Source organism: Alloacidobacterium sp., from assembly GCF_035631355.1.
Classification (GTDB): Bacteria; Acidobacteriota; Terriglobia; order Terriglobales; family Acidobacteriaceae; genus Alloacidobacterium.
Window position 1 is genome coordinate 1 of record NZ_DASQIX010000054.1, and the last position, 14,580, is coordinate 14,580.

Annotated in this window: 14 protein-coding genes; 4 read left to right on the forward strand and 10 right to left on the reverse strand. The window is 56.1% G+C overall.

Translation table 11 applies throughout. The features are described from left to right. On the forward strand, positions 1-324 hold a 324-nt coding region (locus VEV40_RS09445; protein WP_324831884.1), incomplete at its 5' end, for a GNAT family protein. A gap of 79 nt (positions 325-403) precedes the next feature. On the opposite strand, the gene VEV40_RS09450 is transcribed toward VEV40_RS09445, so the two are convergent. The 3 genes from VEV40_RS09450 to thiE are packed head-to-tail and all read right to left on the reverse strand — an operon-like array spanning position 404 to position 4,192. Further along, a complete protein-coding gene (locus VEV40_RS09450; protein WP_324831885.1) occupies positions 404-1,951 on the reverse strand; it encodes an amino acid permease in 1,548 nt (515 codons plus the stop codon). Between the two features lie 27 nt (positions 1,952-1,978). Next, a complete protein-coding gene (locus VEV40_RS09455) occupies positions 1,979-3,547 on the reverse strand; it encodes an APC family permease (protein ID WP_414637836.1) in 1,569 nt (522 codons plus the stop codon). A gap of 12 nt (positions 3,548-3,559) precedes the next feature. Further along, the gene (thiE, locus tag VEV40_RS09460) at positions 3,560-4,192 is read right to left on the reverse strand and encodes a thiamine phosphate synthase (protein ID WP_324831887.1); all 633 of its coding nucleotides are present in this window, start codon (positions 4,190-4,192) and stop codon (positions 3,560-3,562) included. 201 nt (positions 4,193-4,393) lie between these two features. Here thiE and VEV40_RS09465 point away from each other — a divergent pair, with 201 nt between their 5' ends. After that, on the forward strand, positions 4,394-5,710 hold the full coding sequence (locus VEV40_RS09465; RefSeq protein WP_324831889.1) for an ankyrin repeat domain-containing protein: 1,317 nt from the start codon (positions 4,394-4,396) through the stop codon (positions 5,708-5,710). A gap of 71 nt (positions 5,711-5,781) precedes the next feature. Here the strand turns inward: VEV40_RS09465 and accC are convergent, their stop codons facing one another. From accC to VEV40_RS09480, 3 genes are read right to left on the reverse strand one after another with little or no spacing between them, the layout of a single operon-like run. Further along, positions 5,782-7,158, reverse strand: coding sequence for an acetyl-CoA carboxylase biotin carboxylase subunit (gene accC / locus VEV40_RS09470; protein WP_324831891.1), 1,377 nt, complete (start codon positions 7,156-7,158; stop codon positions 5,782-5,784). A 6-nt stretch (positions 7,159-7,164) separates the two neighbouring features. Beyond that, positions 7,165-7,680, reverse strand: a complete 516-nt coding sequence (gene accB, locus VEV40_RS09475; protein ID WP_324831892.1) for an acetyl-CoA carboxylase biotin carboxyl carrier protein — start codon at positions 7,678-7,680, stop codon at positions 7,165-7,167. Positions 7,681-7,694: 14 nt separating this feature from the next. After that, the gene (locus VEV40_RS09480) at positions 7,695-8,783 is read right to left on the reverse strand and encodes an aminopeptidase P family protein (protein WP_324831893.1); all 1,089 of its coding nucleotides are present in this window, start codon (positions 8,781-8,783) and stop codon (positions 7,695-7,697) included. A 248-nt stretch (positions 8,784-9,031) separates the two neighbouring features. On the opposite strand from VEV40_RS09480, the gene yihA reads away from it, so the two are divergent. Further along, complete coding sequence (gene yihA, locus VEV40_RS09485; protein WP_324831894.1) at positions 9,032-9,658, forward strand: ribosome biogenesis GTP-binding protein YihA/YsxC; 627 nt, start codon at positions 9,032-9,034, stop codon at positions 9,656-9,658. Here the strand turns inward: yihA and VEV40_RS09490 are convergent. From VEV40_RS09490 to VEV40_RS09505, 4 genes are all read right to left on the reverse strand, one after another. Then, a complete protein-coding gene (locus VEV40_RS09490) occupies positions 9,637-10,377 on the reverse strand; it encodes a hypothetical protein (RefSeq protein WP_324831896.1) in 741 nt (246 codons plus the stop codon). The two genes, yihA and VEV40_RS09490, sit on opposite strands and share 22 nt — an antisense overlap. A 163-nt stretch (positions 10,378-10,540) precedes the next feature. Next, positions 10,541-10,957, reverse strand: a complete 417-nt coding sequence (locus tag VEV40_RS09495; protein WP_324831897.1) for a type II secretion system protein — start codon at positions 10,955-10,957, stop codon at positions 10,541-10,543. Beyond that, positions 10,951-11,418: a type II secretion system protein gene (locus tag VEV40_RS09500; RefSeq protein ID WP_324831899.1), complete on the reverse strand. Its 468-nt coding sequence runs from the start codon at positions 11,416-11,418 to the stop codon at positions 10,951-10,953. The genes VEV40_RS09495 and VEV40_RS09500 overlap by 7 nt, the downstream gene beginning before the upstream one ends. A 63-nt stretch (positions 11,419-11,481) precedes the next feature. Beyond that, positions 11,482-13,791 carry a cohesin domain-containing protein gene (locus tag VEV40_RS09505; protein WP_324831900.1) on the reverse strand — a complete coding sequence of 770 codons (2,310 nt, stop codon included), beginning with the start codon at positions 13,789-13,791 and terminating at the stop codon, positions 11,482-11,484. A 182-nt stretch (positions 13,792-13,973) separates the two neighbouring features. On the opposite strand from VEV40_RS09505, the gene smpB reads away from it, so the two are divergent. Continuing rightward, a complete protein-coding gene (gene smpB, locus VEV40_RS09510) occupies positions 13,974-14,504 on the forward strand; it encodes an SsrA-binding protein SmpB (protein WP_324831902.1) in 531 nt (176 codons plus the stop codon). Positions 14,505-14,580 lie beyond the last annotated feature (76 nt).

Consider the following 14,580-nt stretch of genomic DNA (forward strand, 5'->3'; position numbering starts at 1 on the left):
CGCTCTCTCGAAATCGGCTGGACATGGATGAATCCCGCCTATCAACGCAGCGGCATCAATGTCGAAGCGAAGTATCTCCAGCTTTGCCATGCTTTTGAAGAAATGGGGGCACGACGTGTCGCCTTCAAGACCCACCACGAGAACCTGAAGTCGCAGACCGCTATCCAGGCATTAGGGGCAAAACCTGAAGGCGTCTTCCGCAACCACTACGTCATGCACGACGGTAGCGCGCGCCACAGCCATTGGTACAGCATCATCGCCGAAGAATGGCTGGAAGTGAAGGAGCGTTTAGAAGAGCGCATGACAAGGCACTCTCGACCATAACAATTAGAGTTGCCAATTGGCTGTCATTCTGACGATCTTGCTGAAACGCGGTCTATCTCCTGAACCTAAACATCAGCAGCTACCGCTTCGCGGCAACCTCCGCCGCTAGCTTCTGCACTTTGCTGTGCTTCGTTGAATAAGTGAAGTAAATCACCAATCCGATGACCAGCCACAGGCCGACAACGATCCAGGTTATGGTGGGCAGGTTCGCAATCAGATAAAGCGCGCTCACGATGCCGCAAATCGGCACCAGTGGAACTAGCGGCGTCTTGAATGGCCGGTGAAGCTCCGGCATGCGCACACGCAGAATCCATACGCCGGCGGAGACAATAGCAAACGCCAGCAGCGTGCCCATGTTCACCAGCTCGCTCAATCTGCTGATCGACAACAGCGCCGGCAGGAACGCGACAATCGAGCCGACGATAATGTTGGAAATCCATGGCGTGCGGAATTTCGGATGGATGGCTCCCGCCCATTTCGGCAGCAGTCCGTCGCGCGACATGGAGTAGAACACGCGCGATTGCCCCAACAGCATCACCAGCATTACCGTGCCCAAACCGAACACTGCACCGATTTTCACCAGTATGCCGCCCCAGCTTACGCCGGTTGCATCAATGCCGAGCGCCACAGGCTGAGGAACATTCAGGGCCTTGTAGTTCACCAGGCCCGTGAGCGTCAGCGAGACAGCGATGTATAGAATCGTGCAGATCACCAGCGACCCGAGAATGCCGATCGGCATGTCCCGCTGTGGGTTCTTCGCTTCCTGCGCCGTAGTGGATACGGCGTCAAACCCAATATAGGCAAAAAAGACTGAGGCCGCGCCCGCGGCAATGCCGCTGATGCCGAATGCTCCAGGCCCGGTCTTCGGGGGAATGAAGGGATGCCAGTTCGCCTGGACCAGTTCAGGATGATGCAGCAAATACATAATGCCCACCACCAGAAAGATGCAGACAACGCCGACCTTCACAAACACAACCGCGGAATTGAAGTTCGCGGATTCCTTGATTCCGATCACGAGAATCGCAGTCACAACAACAATGGCCAGGAACGCAACGATGTTGAATATTCCGGTGACATGCGTCAGCCCGGATACATCCGTGACGCCCGGCGGCAATGACATAAATGGCAGCCACTGCCCGTGGTACAGGTACAAATCAGTCCCGTATGTTGCGGTAAAGCGCGCCATGAAAGGAGTAGGCGTCAACCCGATCTGCTCAATCAGGCTCAGGAAATAACCCGCCCAGCCCGAGGCCACCGTCGCCGCGCCGAATGCGTACTCCAGGCACAGGCACCATCCGATGATCCACGCCACCAGTTCGCCCAGCGTTGCGTATCCATAGGTATAGGCAGAACCGGCAATCGGAATCAGCGAAGCGAACTCGGCATAGCAAAGCCCAGCGAAAGCGCAGGTAATGCCCGCTACTATGAAGCTCAAGGCAATCGCCGGTCCGGCGTGCAGCGCCGCAGCCTGTCCGGTTAACACAAAGATACCCGCGCCGATCACCGCTCCCACGCCGAGAGTCACAAGATTCACTGGCCCCAAAGAGCGCTTGAGTGTGTGTTCTCCCTCTTCGGAGGCTTCAGCCTTGAGCGCGGAGATTGGTTTAATTGCAAACAAATTAGCCATGTACGTGCGCGTTCCTTCCAAAGAAAATCAATCCTGAATCAATCTGCCGCGGCGCGACCACACGGCAAACACAGGAATACCGAGCAGCACAATCAATATCCCCGGCCAGGTAAATTGCGGTTTGTAGCGTAATAATACGACGCATATCCAAGCCGCCATACCGATATAAATCAGCGGCAGCACCGGATATCCTACCGCACGATATGGACGTTCGGCATCCGGCATGCGCCTGCGCAACACAAACAGGCAGGAAATCGTCAAAATGTAGAAAATCAACTCGGTGCAGATAATGTATTGCAGCAGTTGGCTATACGACCCCGTAAGGCACAGAAAACACGTCCAAACCGCCTGAATTACCAGCGCCGCAACCGGAGTTTTATAGCGCGGATGCAGCCTGCTCGTTGATTCAAAGAACAGCCCATCGCGGCTCATTGCGTAATACACGCGCGCCCCAGCCAGAATCAACCCGTTCGCGCAGCCGAAAGTCGAAACCAGAATTGCGGCCGCCATCAGGAACGCGCCGCCATTCTGGAAAATCTGCTGCAAAACCACTGTGGCCACGCGATCTTCCGCCGCATATTGAATCCCGCGCGCAAAAGCGGTCGTACCATGCGGATCGCCATGCAAAGGCAATGCACACAGGTAAACAAAATTGGCCGCAATATACAGCGCAATCACAATTACCGTGCCGAGTACGAGCGAGAGCGGCAGATTCCGCTTCGGGTTGCGAATCTCGCCGGCCGTATAGGTCACATTATTCCAGGCATCGGCGGAAAACAGCGACCCCGTCTGCACTACGGCAAGCACAGCCAACAGACCGACCATCGCAATTGGCCCGCCCACGCCCACTTGCACCGGATGCAGCGCGTGCCACGAAACGCCCTGCCAGAAGTTATGGCTGAAATTCGCAGCCATCGCTGCGGGATGGCGGCCAAATGCAAATCCCAGCACCACCAACCCCAGCAGCGCCGCTGTTTTTGCTGTAGTGAAAATGTTCTGCACCAGCGCGCCCAGCCGCACGCCAAGAATGTTTACACCGGTCAACACCAGCACTATGACAATACCGGTCAGATTAGCCGTGTTCAGGCCAATATCCATGTTTCCAAGCATCATTGGCCCGATTTTGAACCCGGGAATATGTCCCAGATGCAGCAGCCAGTGCGATGACGAGACCGCCGGGAAGAAGACGCCAAGAAACTTGCCGAAAGCGACGGCAACCGCTGCAATCGTGCCTGTCTGAATGACGAGAAAGAGAGTCCACCCAAAAAGAAAGCCCCACATGGGGCCAAGCGCTTCTCTCAGATATACATATTGTCCGCCTGCGGATGGCATCATCGCTGCCAGCTCGCCATAGCTCAGAGCGCCGATGATCGTCATCACTGCCGTCACCAGCCATGCGCCAATCAGCAGCGCCGGCGAGCCTACGCCTCGGCTGATCTCCGCTGGAACGATAAAAATGCCGGAGCCGATCATTGACCCGATGACAATTGCCGTCGAGCTGAATAGTCCAAGCCGCTGCACCAGGTGCGGGCTGTCGGCGCCATGCGGGCTGCCCGCATCTGCCTGTGTTGGAGAGGGTCGGGTACTCGTGGTCACTTCTTGATTGTTCTACCGGAAAATGCGGAGAAAGTCTTTCGCTATTTTTACAGGATTTTCATCGGGCCCGAACATTGCCGAAATCACTGCTACTGAATCAGCTCCCGCCTTACGGACAGCGCGCGCATTCTCAAGCGTAATTCCTCCTATGGCCACCAAAGGTTTGCTGGTAAGCGAGCGTGCTTCGCAGACTCCATCCAGTCCAACAACCGGGTCAGAATTCAACTTCGATGTAGTTGCAAAAACCGGTCCAAACGCAATGTAGTCCACCGGCATCAGGTCTGCGGCTTTCAATTGCCCGAGATTGTGGGTCGATATGCCAACTATTCTGTCCGGCCCAACAATTTCTCGGGCCGAGCCCGGAGAAACATCCCCCTGCCCCACATGCACCCCATCGAAACCGGCGTTGACCGCAAGCTCCGGATGATCATTCATGATGAGCGTAACCGCGCTGGTAGCACCGCCTCGTATGATCACAGCATCATGTGGAATTTCCTCAATGCTGTGCTTATTCCGGTACTGCAGCAACGTGACACCGGCGTCTTCAAGCTCACAGACAACACGCATCAGGTAAGCCCCTCGCTCAAAGGAAGGCAGAAACGATGCATCCATGATGGGATAAAGCGGCGGCAACAAAAAAGCCATGCCCACAGCCTAAATGAAAAGCACACAAAGCATCCCATGTTGCCTCCCATTTCAGCGCTGTGATAAGAGAAGAACAGCGTTAGGGACGCACCCAGTCCGCGGAAAGGGCTCTGCCCACCCATGAAATCACAACCGAAGGTCACGAACCTTCTTTCAGCCTGACTCGTGCGGACTTCAGGCATGCAATGAAAGGAGATTCGTATGCCCAATCCGCAAGAGGTTCTACCCCTTCCGTCACGCCCAAGCCTTGAACGCTACAAGAAACTAGCCAAAGAACTTGTTAAAGTCTTCAAATCAGGCCAGGAAACTGCCGTCGGCGAGTGGACGAACCGATGGATCGAAGCGCTCGCTAAGCACACAGGCGGCGAGCGATCATCCATTGATAAAATCCGCGACGCCAATCGAACTGAACGCTTTGCGCTAGAAAAGCTTTCAGAAGGCTACACCCTGTCGAACGCGCAGTTTGTCATTGCACGCTCACACGGCTTTGAAAGCTGGCCAAAATTCGCAAAGCATCTTGGAGCATTAGCGAAACGAGATTCATCCGTCACCAGATTTGAAGCCGCTGCGGACGCCATCGTCACCGGAAAAATGACGGTATTGAAACGGCTGCTCCGGCAAGACCCCAAGGTCGTGCACATGCGTTCGACACGCGAACATCGTGCCACACTGCTGCATTATGTCGGAGCAAATGGAGTCGAAAATTACCGCCAGAAAAGCCCGAAAAATATCGTGCAGATTACAAATCTGCTTCTCAAGGCTGGCGCGGACATCGATGCCCCGGCAGACATCTATGGCGGAGGAGCCACAACGCTCGGCCTGGCCTCAACTAGCATTCATCCCGAACTTGCTGGCGTGCAGGAAGCACTCCTTCAGACGCTGCTCGATCACAATGCAACCATCGACCAGCCGGGCGACGCGGGCAACAACGATCCAGCCGTCCTGGGCTGTTTGGCCAATGGCCGTATAAAAGCTGCAGTCTTTCTTGCCAGCCATGGCGCGGGATTGACTCTGGAATCCGCCGCAGGCATCGGCCGTCTGGATCTGGTCCAAAGCTATTTCGGCGGGGACGGTACGCTGAAACCAAACGCAACGAATAAGCAGATGAGGTCAGGATTTTTATACGCATGTGGTTACGGCCACACTAAAATCGTCGAGTTTCTGCTGAATAAAGGCATCGACCTGTCAACGCATGGAGACGACCGACAAACCGGACTGCATCGCGCCGTCATCGGAGGCCATCTGGACACGATCAGACTCCTGCTCCAGCGGAATCCATTACTTGAAGCAAAAAACATCTATGGAGGAACCGTGCTCGACCAGGCACTATGGTCGGCAGCACACGGAGGCGATCCCGAACACTACATCAAAATCATCGAAACGCTGATCGCTGCCGGCGCGGAGCTTCCGCAACGTCACGTGCCGGTTAATCGGCGAATCGATGACTGGCTCGAAAAGTATGGAAGCCATGCCGAACCAATGTGGTACTGGTCAGTGGATGAGAAGCCGCGAACTTAATTCCTAAGTAGGATTACAAGGAAGAAAGATTCCGGAAGCGCGGATTCGCATATGTTTAGTGCAATTCGCTGTTAAACTCCAAGTTCCGCCAGCTTGCGCTCCTTCTCGCGCTCGAAGTACCGCTCCATAAACTTCGTATCGAACTTGCCCGTACGGAATTCTTCATCCTCAAAAATCCCGCGATGCAGCGGAACCGTCGTGAAAATCCCCTCGACCACAAACATATCGAGCGCTCGCCGCATCCGCGCCATTGCCTCTTCGCGGTCCTTGCCATGGGCAATCAGCTTGGCAATCAATGAATCGTAGTAAGGAGGCACAATGCCTTCAGCATATTGCGCGGTATCCACGCGAATGCCATTGCCGCCCGGCACGTTGAAGACACTGATCTTCCCGGCTGACGGAGTGAATTTCTCTGGATGCTCCGCATTGATACGGCACTCAATCGCATGTCCGCGTATCGGCGGCTGTTCAGGCACGATGCTCGACAGCTTCTCGCCCGAGGCAATGCGAAGCTGCGCCTTGACGAGATCAATGCTCGTCACCATCTCCGTCACCGGATGCTCAACCTGAATGCGCGTGTTCATCTCGATGAAGTACAGCTTGCCGTCTTCATCCATCAGAAATTCAATCGTGCCCGCGTTCTGGTAACCGACTGCTTCCAGCGACCGCTTCAGCGTTTTGCCGATATCGTCGCGCAGCTTTTGCGTTACCTGCAGTGACGGCGCTTCTTCAATCAGCTTCTGGTGCCGCCGCTGGATCGAACATTCGCGCTCGCCCAGCGACATCACGTTGCCATGCTCATCGGCAAGAATCTGAAACTCGATATGCCGCGGCCGCTCAATGAACTTCTCCATGTAGAGATCGCCGTTGCCGAACGCATTCGCCGCTTCTGTATGCGCCGCCTGAAAAAGCCCCGGCAATTCTTCAGCAGAGCGGACCACGCGCATGCCGCGGCCGCCGCCGCCCGCCGAGGCCTTGAGAATCACTGGGAAGCCAACCGACTTCGCCCACTCCAGCGCTTCTTCCCCGTTTTGAATCACACCGTCCGATCCCGGAAGAATCGGCACCCTGGCCTTCTTCATTGCTTGACGCGCCTTTTCCTTCTCGCCCATCAAGCGCGTCACTTCCGGTGGCGGCCCGATGAACTTGATGTTCGACTGGCGGCACACTTCAGCGAAGTTTGCATTCTCACTCAACAAGCCGTAGCCGGGATGGATCGCATCCACATCCGCGATCTCCGCCGCGCTGATCACAGCCGGCACATTCAGGTAGCTTTCTGACGAGCGCGGCGGCCCGATGCAGATGGCCTCATCGGCAAAGCGCACATGCAGTGAATGCTGGTCAGCCTCGGAATACACGGCGACCGTGCGAATGCCCAACTCCTTGCAGGCGCAAATCACACGCAGCGCAATTTCGCCGCGATTGGCGATCAGAACTTTTTTAAACATAGAAACCTAGTGCGGACGCACCGCAAAGAGCTGCTGGCCGTATTCAACCGGCTGGCCGCTCTGCACAAATCGCTTCACAATCTCGCCAGCCGCATCGGACTCGATCTCGTTCATCAGCTTCATCGCTTCAATAATGCAGAGCACCTGCCCCTGCTCCACCTGATCGCCGACCTTCACAAAAGCCGGAGTCCCCGGCGACGGCGACTCGTAAAACGTCCCTACAATCGGCGACTTCACAATGTGTAGCGAAGCATCCTCACTCGCAGACGCAGGGGCCGGGGCAGCAGGCGCCGCAGGAGACGGAGCCGAGGCCGCATGTACTGCAGGCAGCGTCATCGGAGCGGCAGCAGCAGGCGCGGCCGCAAGCAGTCGGGCCACGCTCGCCAGATCGGCCGAAGTGCCTTCCTGGGCAAACTTGATGCGGACCTTCAGTTCGCCGCGCTCCAGGTCAAATTCACCAATCTTGTTTTCTTTCAGGAACTCGATCAGTTCCTTCAGTTCCTTCAGCTCTTCTGGATTCATCTCTGAATGTCTCGCTACAACTGGATCATTGCCTTTGGCGCTGGCGTGAGAATTTTCCCGCCGCTTGCTGTCACTGCAATCATGTCCTCAATGCGAATGCCAAACTTCCCCTCGATGTAAACACCCGGCTCGATTGTAATCACCATACCCGGCGCAAGCACCTGTTTCTGCTCCGACCCGACTCGCGGCGGTTCATGAATCTCAATCCCCACGCCGTGCCCGGTCGAATGCGTAAAGTACCGGTCCAGCTTTGCCTTGCGCAACACGCTTCGCGCAGCCTCATCCACCTCACCGCATGTTGCGCCCGGCTTTACGGCGGCAACTGCCGCCTCCTGCGCCTCCAGTACGGCTTCATACGCAAACTGTTCTGGGTTGCCCGGCTTGCCCATGTGAACAGTCCGAGTCATGTCAGAACAATAACCATTGAGGATAACACCGAAGTCGAGCGTCACGAAGCCGCGCCCCGACAGCTTCGCCGCAGTCGCTCGTCCATGCGGAAATGACGACCGCTTCCCGTAAGCGACAATCGTCTCAAACGACATGCCCTCTGCGCCCATGCTGCGCGCAAAAAACTCAAGATCAGCGGCAATCTCCGATTCACTCACGCCCGCCTGAATGTGTGGCAGAATCAGCGTAAACAGATTGCATCCTAGCAGAGCCGCTTCTTCTATTAGCAGCAATTCGTCGCCGTCCTTCAGCATGCGCAACTCAGGAACAATAGCGTTCTTCAAAGGCTGAAAGAATCCGCGCCGCTTGCCCTTATTTACCGCATCGCGCATCATGTTGAGCGCGGCAAATGTCGTCTGCTCCGGATCGAAATGCGCTGTCGCTGCGCCCGATTTCTCCAACCAGACACAAGCTTCGCGCAGCACCGACTTCTTCGCAATCACGATGGGCGCGCCCTTTGTCTCTTCCTTTGCCTGCGACGTATAGCGCCCATCGGTAAACATCGCTGCGCGCTTCGCTGTCACCGCAAGCGCGGCATTCGATCCCGTGAACCCGCAAAGATAGCGAACATCCGGCAGATGAGTCACCAGCACCGACTCAATGCCCTGCTCTTGCATCCGCTTGCGCAACGCACGCATTCGTCCTGAATGATTCATCTCTCCAAAGTTATAGCAGGTACACTTCCCAAAGAATTGTCATCCTGAACAACGCGCGTTTCCCTGATTTGTCATCCTGAGCCTAGCTTCACGCAGTGAAGCGAAGCGGAAGAGCCTGCCCTGAGCATGCCGAAGGGACCTGCTTTTCTCACAGCATCAGCGCGAAAATTGGTGCCCCACATTAGTGCCCGTTGTTTTGGGCGCTAATATGGAAGGTAAGAATCCCAACCAACCTTTTCAACCCACACATGAATCTCTTCTATACTTGCTCTTTCACCATGCAGCGCATTTATCCTAAATTCCTGCTCTCAGCAACATTCCCTGAGCAATTTCCCGCGCCCACCACCCCGGAGATTGCCTTCCTGGGCCGTTCCAACGTTGGCAAGTCCAGCTTGCTGAACGCGCTCCTGGGATCGAAACAGGCTCATGTTTCCTCAACACCCGGACGCACCCGCGCCATCAATTTCTTTTCCATCACCGACTCGCCTCAGCGCCAGCAGCCGCAGATGTATTTTGCCGACCTCCCAGGCTATGGTTACGCTAAGTTGTCGAAATCCATCTCCTCCGAGTGGCCCAAATTCATCGAGCCTTACTTGTCCGACCGCCCCACTCTCGCGCTCTGTCTTTGCCTCGTTGATAGCAATATCCCCACCCAAAAGAGCGATGTACAGCTCATCCATTTCCTGCAGTCCTTCCATCGCCGCATTCTCATTGTGGGAACAAAAGCCGACCGCCTCTCCGGCAACGCGCGATTTAAAGCGCAGGCCGAGCTACGCAAAGGTCTTGCCATTGAAGACCTTCTCCTCTGCTCTGCAAAAACAGGCGCTGGATTGAAAGAAGTATGGTCGGCGATTTACACCGCAGCGGGAGAATGAATTATCGGCAGTCCACTGCTTGCAACATGCACAGGAACGGTGATCTCGCCTGACTGCATGCGCGTTTGCAGTAAATCGGCAAAGCGCAGCAGCTCTTCCGAACGCATCCGCACATAGTGCTCACGCGCCAGGTTCTTTTGTAGATAGCGCGGAGCCAGCCGGATCCACTTTGCCCGCGCATCCGATGCGTTCTCCAATGACTCCATCGCAATCGCATCCACGCGCGGCAGCCACATCGCGGCATCCCGCGATACGCTCCACGTCACGACCAGCGTGTCAGCAATTGTTGCCGCCGCAGGAAGCGCCGTCGAACCGCGCTTAATGAAAGCCTCTGATTGCAAGCCGCCGCAAGCTACCAGGTCAGGCTGCACTCCGCGTTCCAGCATTTCGGCAACTATGCTTTCCGGATCGCCCACCAGCGCCACCGCGACCGGCTGCTTCTTGCGTACCTCGTTCTTCAAAATGCGCAACGCCTCATCCAGGCTGTTCACCACAAAATCACAAAATCCCTGCCGCAGCGCGAGCTTTGCGCGATCAGCATCAGCATCAATGCCCAGCGAAGCGGCTCCTGCTATGTTCGCCGCTACTGCCATCGCCATTCCCTGCCGATCCAATTCGCCGTAGAACACAAGCAAACCGCCCGGCTCCGGCGTAACAGACTTCAGCGCCGCGAAGTGATCGAAAACTTCAGCTGTATCTGGAATGTCCGCGTCAGCCATCTATGACATATTAGATGCTGCCATTGAGAGTAATGGCTTGTCATCCTGAGCGGAGCAAAGGAACCTGCTTTTACCCGGCACCGGCACGAAACCGGGGGTGCCCATCCTTGCGCAGCAAGGGTGGGAAGCACAAATCTCAAAAAGGCAATAATGAGCAACCACATTACCAGCTCGAATAAGGCTGACCGTTCGTCCCAACCTCATCTGACCCGCTGTGCACGTCATTGATCCCCGGATCAGACTGGTCCACGCTCTCCAGCACATCGCTCGTAGCCGTCACCCACGTTGTGCTGCTGTGCGTCATCGGATCCACTGGAATCTCTTTCAGATATCCAGCCTGCACCAGATCATCGAGCGATTGTGGCCCCTTCTGTTTGTCCATGGTGTAGGAATCAATCGCCTGCCGCAGCACATGCAGGTCTTCCTTCAGCACTGCTTCGCGTGCGGACTTGATTGACGCAATAAACGCGGGAATGGCAACCGCCGCCAGCACGCTGATGATGAGCATCACCACCATCAGCTCCACCAGCGTAAAGCCGTCTTGACAGCGTCTTGTTCTTTCAGCCTGCATCGTCACCATGTGTTGTACTTCGTCCCGTCCAGCGCCGTTCCGTCTGACTTTGAATACACATCGAACACATTCTGTCCGCCCCACGAATCGCTGTTGGGATCATCCTGCATCGAGCGCAGTCCCCAGTCATCATTCCCCGTCATGGGATCAACCGGAATCCGCCGTAGAAAGCGCACCTTTTTCCCTTGCACGTCTACGCCGTCCACCAGCGTCTGCAAATCGGGAGGGTAGTTAAAGCTGTCCACCTTGGTCATGAAGGCATTGCGGTCAGCTGCGTCCTTGTAGTGGTCGATGGCGTCACGCATCTCCCAAAGATCGTACCGAAGCTCGCGCTCTTTTTCCCGCTTCACCGTCAGACGCGTCAGCGGCACTGCCGCTGACGCCAGAATCGCCAGAATCGCCACCGTAACAATCAGCTCAACAAGCGTGAGCCCGGCTTCACCTTGCCTGAATTTTGTTTTGAACGGCATCAATTAACCACAAAGAATAGACGCAGGGACCCCACATCTCGCTTTTGAGATGTGGGATCAGGCTCACTGCACATGCACCACCGCCTGCGAACCCTGCGCCTGCACCGCCTGCTGTGCGCTATTCCTTACTACTGGACGCGTAATCGCCACCGAAGCGTCGCCCGCGGCCTTGGCCTGGAATGTCAGCACCACAACCGACCCGGATCCGTTCACGCCTGCAGCCCCCGGCGGCCGCGACGCCGAAATCGTCACGTTGCCATTGTCATCGCGATGCACCAGCGCCACCGTCTGCCCGTCCTTGCCGAGGAAATTCCCCAGATCAACATTAATCAGGCTCAGCTTCGATGTGTCGTACTGCATCTGCAATGGCACAGAAAACACATCCTGTCCGTTGGCGAGTCCAACCGCAACCTGAAAGGTGCTTCCTACCTTCTGCGGCATCGGCGGAGCAGCCAACTGGAAAGTCACCGGAGCACCGGCGTTCGCCTGCTGCTGCATCTGGCTTACAGCGTTTGTCGCAGCCTGCACAGCGGTCTGGCCCGGTACAGTCTGACCATCGCTCTGCGAAACCGGCTGCGAAGGCGGCGGTGTCATCGGGGCTTGAATCCGGCGCAACTCAATGTTGTTCGTCGTACCCGTGTCGATCTGCCGCGTATTCAAGGGAGAAATCTGTTCCGCTCTCACCACATGCGGAATCACTACGAAGACAATCTCGTCGTCAATGACTTCGTGCGTTTCTGAGCCAAAAATCCAACGCAGAATCGGCAGCTCTGCCAGGCCCGGCGTGCCGGTCAGCGATTTGTTGTCCTGCCGCGTAAGAATGCCGCCAAGAATGCTCGCTTCCCCTTCCTTCAGGCGTATGGTTTGCTCCGAACTGTTGTTCTTGATGATCGGCTCGTTGATGCCGCCGAGGTTGACTGTGCCGCTCTGTGATGAAACTTCGATCTTCAGCTTGATGGTCACATCGCGGTCGTAATGAACCGTCGGCTTCATGTCGATGTTTACGCCGACGTCCAGGTACTGGAATTGCGTGTTCACCAGCGAACTGACAATCGCAGTGGCTGCGCCCGTCTGGTATGATCCGGTAGCGACCGGAAGCTTTTCGCCAATCTTCAGAGTTGCCTGCTGGTTGTCTGACGCACGCACCCGGGGATTCTGCAGCAGCTTGGTGTCTGAGTCATTTAATAGCAGATTGACCTGCGACTGCCCGATGGTGACCGCAAAGTTCGTGGCGTTCAGGTGCGCCAGGTCATTTAGTGTCAACGTGCCGGTATTGGTTGGAGTGGAGGACGATGATGACGACGAGGAAGACGATGATGACGAGGAGCTTGAGCTCTGGTTCGCGTTCGAAGTCTGGAAGTTAATCGTAGCAGTCTGCGGCAGCTGAATGCCGATCGTTCGCAGTTTGTCGCGGTTCACTTCCATCACCGCCACATCGATCACGACCTCAGGACGCGCTTTGTCCAGATCATTGATAAGTTTCTGCGCCAGCAGCAACTCATCCGGTGTGCCGCGCATTATGATGGCGTTCTGGCTCGGCACCGCATACAGCTTGGCGGTCGTAAACACATTGCGCAGCGCTGTCTGCACATCATTCAGGTCCTGCTGTTGCGCAACGTTGGTCAGGTAAAAGGTCTGGACCGCCTGCTCATCCAGTTCAGCTCGTTTACCGCGATTGTTCTGCGCCACAAAGATCGTGTTCGCGGTAATGGGCCGCCAGAATGTTCCAGAGATGGTTCCAAGAATTCGCAGCGCGTCGTACAGCGACACATTCGTCAAGTCCACCTGGATACGCTTCGACGTGTACTCCGGATCGAAGAGCACATTCACGCCTGCCGCCTTGCCTACCGTCTGGTAGACAATCTTGCTGTCTTCCACCATGTGCAGCGTGATCGGCTCATTTGAAATCGGCTTCAACTCCGCCGGGCCGCCCATGTCTTTGAATTCCGGATTGGCATTCAGCGAGAGCGGCGTCTCCTGCTGGTTCGGAGGCGCATTCATCTTCTCCCGCGTCGCCTGGATTTCCTGCTGCGCCAGCTCATTGCTTGGGTCGATTTCGAGAGCATGCAGAAACTCGGTCAACGCGCCAGTATCGTCGCCCTGGTCGCGCAGCTTTTCGCCGCGATGCACATGCGAGGCAGCCGCCGAAAATCGCGTCCGCTCATAGGCGGTTTTATAGCGCAGGTCTTTAGGGTCTTTCTGGTATGCCTTGTAGTAGTCTTCGTAGGCTGTCTCGACATCATCTTTGGCTTCAGCATCTACACCCTGCTTAAACCAGTGCTTTGCAGACTGCGCATGCGCCGTAGCGGAAAAGCCAAAAACTACGGTAAATCCAAGAAAAAAGAAGGCCAGTTTCGCGGCTCGATAGCTCATGCAACTCCAAGCGGACACATCCAGGGAAAAGTTTCTTGTGGCAACTCGCAGGGCCGGTTTTGAGCAAGGAATCCGGGCTAAAAACCTGTTTTTTTTCATGCCACGATGTTGGCCGATTATAGCATCGCAACGCAGCCGGATACCCGCCTGCTGCCTGCGTGCTAGCATGTGGAATTGCACCCATGGCCCGCCAAACCAGCCATCAGGTGGCTCCCGCCGCCCCGCAGAAATCCAAACCTCGCGACCCGGTTGCATCCGGCACGCGCGACGCCGCCGTCAACCGCGCCGCGGGCCACAACTACTTTCTGCTCGACAAATTCGAGGCAGGCGTCGCCCTCCACGGGACGGAGGTCAAGTCTATCCGCGAAGGCAGCGCCAATCTTAAAGACGCCTATGGCATCATCAAGGACGGCGAGGCCTTTCTGCTGAACGCGCATATCGGTCCGTATTCCCACGGCAGCTCGGCCAACCACGAATCGCTCCGCACCCGCAAGCTGCTGCTCCACCAGGAAGAAATTCGCAAACTACTTTCCAAGACGCAGCAGAAGGGATTTACGCTCATCCCTACTCGCCTTTATTTCCGCAACGGGCGAGTCAAGTGCGAACTGGCAGTAGCCAAGGGCAAGCAGGACTGGGACAAACGTGAAACCGAACGCCGCCGCGAAGCCGATAAAGAAGCCCGCGCCGCTATCGCCCGCAACCGCGGCAAATGACACCCCTTTTCAGCGACTTCCTAATAAATAAAATTGTCATCCTGAGCGGAGGCTGCATAGCAGCCGAAGTCGAAGG

Coding starts and splice junctions, on each gene's coding strand:
- VEV40_RS09450 (WP_324831885.1), bottom strand. CDS start 1,951: ATGGCTAATTTGTTTGCAATTAAACCAATCTCCGCGCTCAAGGCTGAA.
- thiE (WP_324831887.1), bottom strand. CDS start 4,192: ATGGCTTTTTTGTTGCCGCCGCTTTATCCCATCATGGATGCATCGTTT.
- VEV40_RS09465 (WP_324831889.1), top strand. CDS start 4,394: ATGCCCAATCCGCAAGAGGTTCTACCCCTTCCGTCACGCCCAAGCCTT.
- accC (WP_324831891.1), bottom strand. CDS start 7,158: ATGTTTAAAAAAGTTCTGATCGCCAATCGCGGCGAAATTGCGCTGCGT.
- accB (WP_324831892.1), bottom strand. CDS start 7,680: ATGAATCCAGAAGAGCTGAAGGAACTGAAGGAACTGATCGAGTTCCTG.
- VEV40_RS09480 (WP_324831893.1), bottom strand. CDS start 8,783: ATGAATCATTCAGGACGAATGCGTGCGTTGCGCAAGCGGATGCAAGAG.
- yihA (WP_324831894.1), top strand. CDS start 9,032: ATGAATCTCTTCTATACTTGCTCTTTCACCATGCAGCGCATTTATCCT.
- VEV40_RS09490 (WP_324831896.1), bottom strand. CDS start 10,377: ATGGCTGACGCGGACATTCCAGATACAGCTGAAGTTTTCGATCACTTC.
- VEV40_RS09495 (WP_324831897.1), bottom strand. CDS start 10,957: ATGGTGACGATGCAGGCTGAAAGAACAAGACGCTGTCAAGACGGCTTT.
- VEV40_RS09500 (WP_324831899.1), bottom strand. CDS start 11,418: ATGCCGTTCAAAACAAAATTCAGGCAAGGTGAAGCCGGGCTCACGCTT.
- VEV40_RS09505 (WP_324831900.1), bottom strand. CDS start 13,791: ATGAGCTATCGAGCCGCGAAACTGGCCTTCTTTTTTCTTGGATTTACC.
- smpB (WP_324831902.1), top strand. CDS start 13,974: ATGGCCCGCCAAACCAGCCATCAGGTGGCTCCCGCCGCCCCGCAGAAA.